Raw genomic sequence first — 4,518 nt, forward strand, 5'->3', positions numbered from 1 at the left:
ACTATAAATATGTCTTTAAGCATATTTATAGTTATATAAAATAAATGGGGGAGTAATATGAAATCAATAAAATATTATAAAAAACTAGGATTAACATCACCAGATGAAATATTTGAACACTTAATAAATACTTTAAAAGATAGCATATATACATGGGATTATTTCACAGACTTTGGAAAGTCCATATCAAATGCCGAAAAGTATAAAAAAGAATTAAATCAATTAAATGAATTACTAAATAAAGATGAAATAAGTATAGAACAAAAATTTTTACAAATAGTAAATAATAATTATAAAACTAAAGAAGCATTATTATTACTGTTAGCTTTAAGAAAAGATAAATTAAAAGATGTTGCAATAATAGAAGATTTTGAAACATTAAATAGTAGAAATAAATATTCGTTATTTACAAGTAAAGTAACTTTAACTAAAGATGAAGAAAAAGATTTATTAAAATTTTTTGAAGAATCAGGGTTAAAAAAATTCTTTGTAAATAAAGAAGTAAATAGTTTACTAGATTATTGTAAAGGTGTTGAGGTTGGAATGGATACCCATGCAAGAAAAAGTAGAACAGGTGAATCTATGGAAACTATATGTGAAACATATATAAAAAAATTATGCGATAAATATGGATACAGCTACATAAGACAAGCTACAGCAGTTAAAATAAAAGCTGAGTTTGGAAGAACAATACATTTAGATAAGATTAATAGAAGATTTGATTTTGCAATAAATACACAAAATAATTGTTATTTAGTAGAGGTTAATTACTATAGTGTCGGAGGTTCAAAATTAAAAGCAACTGCTGGAGAATATAAAGAATTAAGTGATATGTTAAGTACTCAAGGTTTAGGATTTATATGGTTTACGGATGGAAAAGGATGGAACACAGCAAAAACTGCTTTAAGAGAAACTTTTGAACATAATGATTATATTTTTAATCTAGATATGATAGGAGACGGTATACTAGAAGAGGTTATAAAATAAAACTATAGTATTAAAAAAAATAAAGGGTATTAGTTGTAATAGAAAGTCAAAAATAAATTATATATATTTAAATAAGTGACTACGAAAGGAAAGACATGATGCAAGGAATTAAGATGAAGCCCTTTATAAAATGGGCAGGAGGAAAAACTGAATTATTACCAGTACTTGAAGACAATCTGCCACAACAAATAAGAGAAAATAAAGAAATTGATACATATATAGAACCCTTTGTAGGAGCAGGTGCTTTCTTTATATATTTAGCATCAAATTATAAATTTAATAAAATAATAATTAATGATGTGAACCATAAATTAATTAATGTGTATAGAGTTATAAAAGAAAGTTATGATGAACTTATAAAAGATTTATTATGTATGAGAGAAGAGTATTTAAATTACTCAGAAGAAGAAAAAAAAGAAATGTATTTAAGAATACGAGATGAATTTAATGATTGGGAAAATACTAATAAGATAAAACAGGCAGCCAATTTTATTTTTATAAATAAGACTTGTTTTAATGGATTATATAGAGAAAATAAAAAAGGTGGATATAATGTCCCATGGGGGAAACATCAAAATCCATCAATTTTTGATTTGGAGCAATTAAAAAATATAAGCAGACTATTGAACCTTAAAAATGAGTCTGGTGAAGATAAAGTAACTATATTATGTGGAAATTATAAAGGTGTGGATAAATATATTACTAAAAACACTTTAGTTTATATGGATCCACCATATAGACCTATAACAGAAAGTGGATTTACCGCATATAATAAAGGCGGATTTAATGATGATAGTCAAGTCGAACTAGCAAACTTCTTTAAGCAAATAAGTGATAAAGGTGCTTATTCAATGCTTAGTAATTCTGATCCTAAGAACTTTGATGAAAATGATGAGTTCTTTGATGATTTATACTCTGACTTTAATATTGAGAGGGTATATGCAAGTAGAATGATAAATTCTAAAGGAAGTGGAAGAGGAAAAGTTAGCGAAATATTGGTTACAAATTATTAAAAACAAAAGAACTATTATTACATTAAATAGTAGTTCTTTTGTTTTTTATTTTTATAAATTTAAAAAGTGTAAAGGTATCTCATTAAAATAATAATGACAATTTTGTAAAATGATGTAATCTAGAGTATCAGAATATTTAGAGTGTTTAAACCAATCATTTAATATATAAATATATTCTACCTTTATATCGATTGGTGAAAATAATTTTTCATATTCCCATTTCTTAAATCCACAAGTTTGTAATTTTTCATCAACAGAACCTTCACTATTTTGGAATTTCTTTTCCAATATATATATTGTGTTATTATTTAGGTTATAAAATGCATCATCAGGTAATAATTTTTTTGATATAATATCTTCAAAATTAATACCTCTTGGTTTTAAAATATTTTTATATAACTTATGTTTTGGAGCTGAAATTCCTATTTTTTTATTATTCTGGTATACATCAGAATCATTTTTAATAGTGTAACCTTTGTTTATTAATGCATCATTTAATGACGTGGTTTGTTCAAAGTGTAATCCATTTATATTGGTTTTACTACCACCACCGTGTTTATTTGGTAAGTTTGCCATAGTAAATTCCCCCTTTTCATGTTAAAGTTTATTAATTATAAATTATTATGGTTAACTATTTTTACCATATATAGAGAGGAATTTCAATATATAATAATGTATGAACAAATATTTGGTTATATAATACATATATATTGTTATTAGTAATTAAAAATAATTTAACCAAGGAGATACAAATGGGGGAAACAGGAAAATTTTATTCATGGGAGATAGTAAACGACATAACAGCCATAAAAAACTGTGATAAATCATTTTTTCAACATAGAGGTTCGGGAGTACCAATAGAAATAAGATGGTTTTTCGATTCTGAAAATATGCAAAATGGCGAGCAAAGACCACTTATCTTAATATATAAGAATAATGAATATAAAGCACATATAGAAATGGAAAGTTCTCAGCTTTCAAGAACACGTATGTTTTGGAAAGCTGATCTAAAAAAAGAATTTGATGAAGTATTAAAAGATTATAGATTAAAATCGGGAAAAGAAAGTGGATATCCAGCAATAAAATTCACAAAAATATCTAGCGATACATATAAAGTTGAATTTATAAAAATAGATTCATTAAATGATGAGAATATAAATCCACTTGAAACAATTGAAATTGAAAATAGAGTGGAAGGAAAGCTAAAAAAGATTTATACAACAAAGTATGAAAGAAGCCCTCAAAATAGAAAAAAAGCTATACAAATACATGGAACTAGATGTATGGTGTGCGATTTTGATTTTGAAGAAGTTTATGGAGAGTTAGGGAAGGATTTTATAGAAGTTCATCATACTAAACCTCTTTATAGTTTTGATGGAGAAATTATTATAAATCCTGAGGAAGATTTAGTTTGTTTATGTTCAAATTGTCATAGAATGATACATAGGAAGAGGGATAAAATTTTATCGGTTGAAGAATTAAAAGATATAATAGAAAGTCAAAGTATATTTGCATAAATTATATATAAATTCAAGAAAAACTGCTGTAGAAAAAATTCAATTTTTCGCAGCAGTTTTTATATAAAAATAAATCGAACATACATTCGCAAAAACACTTGCGTATATCGAACATATGTGCTATTATAAAAATACAAATGACAAAGCGCAAGAATTTATATAAAAATATAGATTAATAAATAACGCACTCTCAAAAAAATTAAAATAAAACATCCAACAAAAGCTTGTAGTATTCTACAAGCTTTTTTCCTACCTAAAATGTATAATCTAAAGTTAAATCTTCTACTAAGCTGCGGCCTAGTTCTCTAGCCATTTCAGGGTATTTACTATTTTCCATGTCTTCTCTTTCATGGCAAGAATACGCTAATACTTGTCCCATATCTTCAAACCTTAAATAGCGGCAAAGAGTTTCGTAGTGAAGTTTAAGTGGATCCATTGCCCATTCTTGTTTATCTCCACAAGCAGCTAATAATACTGCCTTTTTAGGGAATTTTCTGATTTTCTTGTTTATAGAGAAGAAACGATCGATTGCCGTTTTTAATTGAGTAGATATCCCAAAGTAATATACAGGAGTTACAAAGGCGATTAAGTCTGCCGATAGTATCTCTGGATAAAGTCTAGTCATTGCATCATCAGATACGCATTTATTAGTCCCATTCTTTTGGCAGTGATGGCATCCAATGCATGGTCTTATATTTAATATTCCTGTATCAAAACGAACGACTTCATGCCCTGCCTCTTTTGCCCCTTTTGCAAATTCATCAGCTAATAATGATGTAGTCCCTTTACTCCTAGGACTCCCAGTTAAAATTAATATTTTCATGTAGATTCCCCCTTTAATTGAAATTGTAGAATTGACTTATATTATAGTGAATTTAGTGTTAATTTCAGCTAACAACAAAATTATGCTGACAACAAAAATTATATTATCAATTACCCCTATATATTAATAATATCTAAATTTTTAAAAAAGTAAATGTATATTTATAAGTATTATAAAA

At 26.4% G+C, this 4,518-nt stretch carries 5 protein-coding genes; 3 read left to right on the forward strand and 2 right to left on the reverse strand.

Annotation, left to right across the window (positions count from 1 at the left end; translation table 11 throughout):
- Positions 1-57: 57 nt before the first annotated feature.
- Together I4U58_RS12740 and I4U58_RS12745 are read left to right on the forward strand one after the other, a co-directional pair.
- Positions 58-987, forward strand: a complete 930-nt coding sequence (locus tag I4U58_RS12740; RefSeq protein WP_195931720.1) for a type II restriction endonuclease — start codon at positions 58-60, stop codon at positions 985-987.
- Positions 988-1,100: 113 nt separating this feature from the next.
- Positions 1,101-2,000 (forward strand): DNA adenine methylase, encoded by a 900-nt coding sequence (locus I4U58_RS12745; RefSeq protein WP_243269634.1) that lies wholly within the window; start codon positions 1,101-1,103, stop codon positions 1,998-2,000.
- A 51-nt stretch (positions 2,001-2,051) separates the two neighbouring features.
- Here I4U58_RS12745 and I4U58_RS12750 read toward each other — a convergent pair whose 3' ends face one another.
- A complete protein-coding gene (locus I4U58_RS12750) occupies positions 2,052-2,576 on the reverse strand; it encodes a hypothetical protein (protein ID WP_195931721.1) in 525 nt (174 codons plus the stop codon).
- 176 nt (positions 2,577-2,752) lie between these two features.
- Here I4U58_RS12750 and I4U58_RS14180 point away from each other — a divergent pair, with 176 nt between their 5' ends.
- Positions 2,753-3,517: an HNH endonuclease gene (locus tag I4U58_RS14180; RefSeq protein WP_195931722.1), complete on the forward strand. Its 765-nt coding sequence runs from the start codon at positions 2,753-2,755 to the stop codon at positions 3,515-3,517.
- 253 nt (positions 3,518-3,770) lie between these two features.
- Here the strand turns inward: I4U58_RS14180 and I4U58_RS12760 are convergent, their stop codons facing one another.
- On the reverse strand, positions 3,771-4,340 hold the full coding sequence (locus tag I4U58_RS12760) for a flavodoxin family protein (RefSeq protein ID WP_195931723.1): 570 nt from the start codon (positions 4,338-4,340) through the stop codon (positions 3,771-3,773).
- Positions 4,341-4,518 lie beyond the last annotated feature (178 nt).

The organism is Clostridium sp. 1001270J_160509_D11, from assembly GCF_015667935.1.
In the GTDB taxonomy this organism is placed as follows: Bacteria; Bacillota; Clostridia; order Peptostreptococcales; family Peptostreptococcaceae; genus Intestinibacter.

What these genes read in the sequence shown, in the direction of transcription:
- I4U58_RS12760 (WP_195931723.1), bottom strand. Translation starts at nt 4,340, where the DNA reads ATGAAAATATTAATTTTAACTGGGAGTCCTAGGAGTAAAGGGACTACA.
- I4U58_RS14180 (WP_195931722.1), top strand. Translation starts at nt 2,753, where the DNA reads ATGGGGGAAACAGGAAAATTTTATTCATGGGAGATAGTAAACGACATA.
- I4U58_RS12740 (WP_195931720.1), top strand. Translation starts at nt 58, where the DNA reads ATGAAATCAATAAAATATTATAAAAAACTAGGATTAACATCACCAGAT.
- I4U58_RS12745 (WP_243269634.1), top strand. Translation starts at nt 1,101, where the DNA reads ATGAAGCCCTTTATAAAATGGGCAGGAGGAAAAACTGAATTATTACCA.
- I4U58_RS12750 (WP_195931721.1), bottom strand. Translation starts at nt 2,576, where the DNA reads ATGGCAAACTTACCAAATAAACACGGTGGTGGTAGTAAAACCAATATA.